Source organism: Mesorhizobium sp. (assembly GCF_041661565.1).
Classification (GTDB): domain Bacteria; phylum Pseudomonadota; class Alphaproteobacteria; order Rhizobiales; family Rhizobiaceae; genus Mesorhizobium.
In genome coordinates, this window is sequence record NZ_JBAZUD010000244.1 from 1 (window position 1) to 3,842 (window position 3,842).

Annotated in this window: 6 protein-coding genes and 1 pseudogene; 2 read left to right on the forward strand and 5 right to left on the reverse strand. The window is 62.7% G+C overall.

Going from position 1 to position 3,842, the window contains the following annotated elements:
• Positions 1-126, forward strand: a pseudogene (locus tag WC739_RS24890) (2-octaprenyl-6-methoxyphenyl hydroxylase); the annotation flags it as partial.
• Here WC739_RS24890 and WC739_RS24895 read toward each other — a convergent pair.
• Both WC739_RS24895 and WC739_RS24900 read right to left on the reverse strand, forming a co-directional pair.
• Complete coding sequence (locus WC739_RS24895; protein WP_372955646.1) at positions 123-521, reverse strand: GFA family protein; 399 nt, start codon at positions 519-521, stop codon at positions 123-125. The pseudogene WC739_RS24890 and the gene WC739_RS24895 overlap by 4 nt on opposite strands.
• A 244-nt stretch (positions 522-765) precedes the next feature.
• Complete coding sequence (locus WC739_RS24900; RefSeq protein ID WP_372955647.1) at positions 766-1,122, reverse strand: YciI family protein; 357 nt, start codon at positions 1,120-1,122, stop codon at positions 766-768.
• A 435-nt stretch (positions 1,123-1,557) separates the two neighbouring features.
• Here WC739_RS24900 and WC739_RS24905 point away from each other — a divergent pair, with 435 nt between their 5' ends.
• The gene (locus WC739_RS24905; RefSeq protein WP_372955648.1) at positions 1,558-1,983 is read left to right on the forward strand and encodes an OsmC family protein; all 426 of its coding nucleotides are present in this window, start codon (positions 1,558-1,560) and stop codon (positions 1,981-1,983) included.
• A 105-nt stretch (positions 1,984-2,088) separates the two neighbouring features.
• Here WC739_RS24905 and WC739_RS24910 read toward each other — a convergent pair whose 3' ends face one another.
• From WC739_RS24910 to WC739_RS24920, 3 genes are all read right to left on the reverse strand, one after another.
• Positions 2,089-2,718: a YceH family protein gene (locus tag WC739_RS24910; RefSeq protein ID WP_372955649.1), complete on the reverse strand. Its 630-nt coding sequence runs from the start codon at positions 2,716-2,718 to the stop codon at positions 2,089-2,091.
• Complete coding sequence (locus WC739_RS24915; protein ID WP_372955650.1) at positions 2,715-3,530, reverse strand: DNA polymerase beta superfamily protein; 816 nt, start codon at positions 3,528-3,530, stop codon at positions 2,715-2,717. Before WC739_RS24915 ends, WC739_RS24910 begins: the two co-directional genes overlap by 4 nt.
• Before the next feature lie 66 nt (positions 3,531-3,596).
• Positions 3,597-3,842 (reverse strand): DUF983 domain-containing protein (locus WC739_RS24920; RefSeq protein WP_372955651.1); only part of this gene is annotated, 246 nt, incomplete at its 5' end.

A 3,842-nucleotide genomic window follows, 5' to 3' on the forward strand; every position in this document is an offset into this window, starting at 1 on the left:
CGCACCGTCCGCGATATCGGCCTGGGCCTCGTCGAACGCATGCCGCGCCTGAAGGATTTTTTCATCCGCCAGGCGTCGGGACTGTCAGCCGATACGCCACGACTGTTGAAGGGCGAGGCGATCTAGCCTTTCGTATAATCAGGCCCAACTCGTGTCGGCAGCCCGTCGGCGAGTTGCAGCCAAGGGAGCTTCTCCTCAAAAGCGACATGCAGCGTTGGCGTAAATTTTTCCGGCTCCTCCATCGCTGCGGCAAAGAAATGCATGACGTGAGACATGTTCTTTGAGCGGAAGGAAAGAGGCGTGCCACAGTGATCGCAAAATGTTCTTTCTACACCGGGAGAAGAATTGAATACCTTCGGTGGCTTGCCCAACCATCGCCATTGGCCGTCCAAGACGCCAATGTAGGTGGTCATCGGCGCGGAACATTGCCGCCTACAACTTTCACAATGACAGGCGACGCAGGACTGCGCTGAGCCAACGACCTCAAAAGCAATAGCGCTGCACAAGCAATGACCCCGCATTCATATTCTCCTCCAGTCAAATGCCTGACCATTAATCTACACTGGTCGTAATGGGGGCGTGGTGATGAAATGCGCTGAGTTGGCGCCCAATTCCGACATTCGACGCAAGCGATTGCTTCGCGCGCGGGAGGTCGCTTCCGCTGCATTCACTCCTGCCTTCGCGGCGGTCCGGACCTGTTTATAGAGGTGCGGCGCAGGGCCGGTATGACCGGTGACGATGGAACAAACCAACGGCAGGCTTCTGCTATGACCCAGGCACGTCGTAGATCGCCCGCACTTCGATGGTACCGAGTTCGGCCAGCGGAATGCCGGCGGCGATGTCCAGCGCCTCTTCGATGTCCCGGGCCTCGATCATGACGAAGCCGAGCAATTGCTCCTTGGTTTCGGCGAACGGGCCGTCCGTGACCAGCCTCTTGCCGTTGCGCCGTCGCACGGTCCTGGCGGTCTTTACCGATTGCAGCGCCTCTGCAACGATCAGCTTGCCTTGTTGGTCCAACGCCCTGTCATAGGCCAGCGAATCGGCGTCGAGCTTGGCGCCCCGCTCGGCGGTGAGCGCGTGGAGATCTTTTTCCTCGCCATAGACCAGGCACATATATTTCATTTCCAGTCTCCTTCCTGTGACAAACCATATCGGATGCGGTGACGAGCGTGCCGGCCTTGCCTTCGATCGCCGCCGCATGGTCGAGAAGCCATGCCGCGACCCCGATGGCGACAGCGGCGGCCAGCAACCTGGCGACACCGGCCGGCGGCGGATACAGCCGGAGATCATGTCGGCCGACCTCGTGGCCTGTCTCCTTCCACAGCGCGAAGGAAAGGTCGTTCATGTGAACCTCCATCCGGCCACGGGAACCATGGCGCCCCGCAGGACGGTCGAGGCCGACAGGAGCCGACATTTTCGCACCGGCATTTTTTCGAAGAGTTCGGTCTTCGGACGCGTCGTGCCAAAGGCCACGGTGGCCTTCGTGTCCGGACGCGCTATGTTGAGCGGATACCGGGCCGGGCCCGGACAACGAGCCACGACAGCTAGGAGGAATTCATGGACCGCGCAGCAAACGCCATCTGGAAAGGCAATCTGAAAGAGGGCACCGGGACAATCAACACCCAGAGCGGGACCTTGAAGGCCACGCCCTATTCGTTCAAGGCGCGCCTCGAGGATGAGAGCGGCAAATCCGGCACCAATCCCGAAGAACTGATCGCTGCCGCGCATGCCGGCTGCTATGCCATGCAGCTGTCGCATTTCCTGGCCGAAAACGGCACGCCCGCCACCGAGCTCGACGCCAAGGCGGTGGTGACGCTGGTTCCCGGCACCGGCATCACCGGCAGCGCCATCACGCTGGTTGGCAAGGTGCCTGGCATCGATGAGGCGAAGTTCAAGGAACTGGCCGAAAAAGCCAAGGCCGAATGCCCGGTCTCCAAGGCGCTCGGCGCGATCAAGCTTTCGCTCAGCGCCAGGCTTGGCTGAACCGAACGAGTGAGCAATGAGAAGAACGCCGGCCCGAACGCCGGCGTTTTCGTTGCCGATTGTAGGGACCTTGGGCGATAGCGCGTCGAACGATCGCCGACGGCCTCAGGCGCCCAGCGCATCGAGGCGGGCGCGGAGCGCGGCGACTTCCTGCTCCAGCGCCTCCAATCTTGCTTCGAGATCGGATTGAGGCATGGTTGGCGCGCTGCGTTGCGCCGACAGCGCCGCAACGTCGACCGCTCCGGCGAGGAGGTGCACGTAGCGGTCCTCGCGCTGGCCCGGGCCGCGCGGAATTTCCTGGATCAGCGGTGGCCGACGGCCGATCAGCATGTCGAGCTCGGCGCGCATATCTTCGATCGACGAGAACCGCGCCATGCGCTCGGCCCGTGCCAGGAGTTCATGCGCCGTCTGCGGCCCGCGCAACAGGAGCAGACCGAGCAAGGCGGTCTGCGGCGTGGTCAGCGAGAAACGCTGCGCCATCTGGTGCTCGTAGCGCTCGACGCGCGAGCCGAACATCTGCCGCACCAGCCCCTTCTGTTCGAGCAGCTTCAGACCCCGGTGCACCTCTGTCTGTTCCAGCGCCATCACCGGCTCGCGCGCCGTCTTCTGGTTGGCGGCGGCGTGGGCGCTGTTGAGCGTCAGCGGATAGACGTCGGGCGTCAGCTCCTTCTTCTCGATCAGGCAGCCGAGCACACGTGCCTCGACAGGGGAAAGGATGGGAAGGTCATCGCTCATTGACGCTCAGCCTCCTGGCGGTAGAACTCTGTTGCGAGCGCATTGGCGCGCGCCTGGCGAACCTTGTCGCGTACCACGATGGCAAGGTTCATCTGGTGATGGCCATAGCGCGCTTCGAGATAGTGCGCGATTGCGGTCGGGATGAGACCGGACCCCATCTCCCGCGTCCGGCTTTTTCGCTCGATCAGGTCACGGATTTCCGTCCTTGCAGGCGCGGGTATCTCGGTCTGATCGAGACATTGGCCAAGGTTCATCGGCGGCAGGCTGGTGAACTCGCTCTGCTCCATCCAGTCGAGTGCCACCAGCGGGCGGATCAGGTAGAACAGCTTCTTCAGCTTCACCTCGCCGGAGAAACTGCCGATCTTGGCGACATGCGAGCGCGCGAGCCCGAGGTAGTGATGCGCCACCTTTGCCGGATCGACTATTTGAGCCAGCACGTCGAGAAGGCGTCCGCGAAACCCTGCGTCTTCCTCATAGACGATTGGTGACTTTGCCCATTCCACGATGACGGCATTGCCACCGAGCGCCAGGCGCAGGGCTTTGCGCAGATCCCAGCCGCCAGCGTCGATCTCGCCTTCGATCGGGAACTCGATTACGTCGCGCGCCTGCTCCAGCACGAGATGGTCTGCGACAGGCCTGACATAGACAAAGCGGCAGTCGTAGTCGCTGTCGGGGGACGGGAAACCCCAGGCCCGGCTGCCGCTTTCGATGGCGCACAGGATCGTTATCCCTTGGGTGCGCGCCAGATCGAGCCGCGTCCGGATCGCCGCGACGGCCTCAGGCGAAAAATCAGCGGGCAGGGGCCATTCCATCCAGTGCCTATAGCCGTGGCCGGACCCGCCGTTCAACCCTCATCGTGGGGGCCGCGGCGACATTCGTCACCGCCTGTCGTCGCCATGCAATCCGGCTGTCGAACCGGCCGCCATGGCGGATGACGACGGGATCAGGGGCGTGACCATCCGGCCTTCCTCCGCCTTGTAGAAATACTGGCTGGCCACCAGCCATCCCTTCAGCGGCCGCAATGGCGGGATGCACGTCAGAAGCATGAACGGCAAGGTCGTGAACAGATGCACCCAGTAGGGCGCTTCGAAGCGCACCTCGATCCAGAGCGCGAGCACCACGCT

Coding starts and splice junctions, on each gene's coding strand:
- WC739_RS24900 (WP_372955647.1), bottom strand. CDS start 1,122: ATGAAATATATGTGCCTGGTCTATGGCGAGGAAAAAGATCTCCACGCG.
- WC739_RS24895 (WP_372955646.1), bottom strand. CDS start 521: ATGCGGGGTCATTGCTTGTGCAGCGCTATTGCTTTTGAGGTCGTTGGC.
- WC739_RS24905 (WP_372955648.1), top strand. CDS start 1,558: ATGGACCGCGCAGCAAACGCCATCTGGAAAGGCAATCTGAAAGAGGGC.
- WC739_RS24910 (WP_372955649.1), bottom strand. CDS start 2,718: ATGAGCGATGACCTTCCCATCCTTTCCCCTGTCGAGGCACGTGTGCTC.
- WC739_RS24915 (WP_372955650.1), bottom strand. CDS start 3,530: ATGGAATGGCCCCTGCCCGCTGATTTTTCGCCTGAGGCCGTCGCGGCG.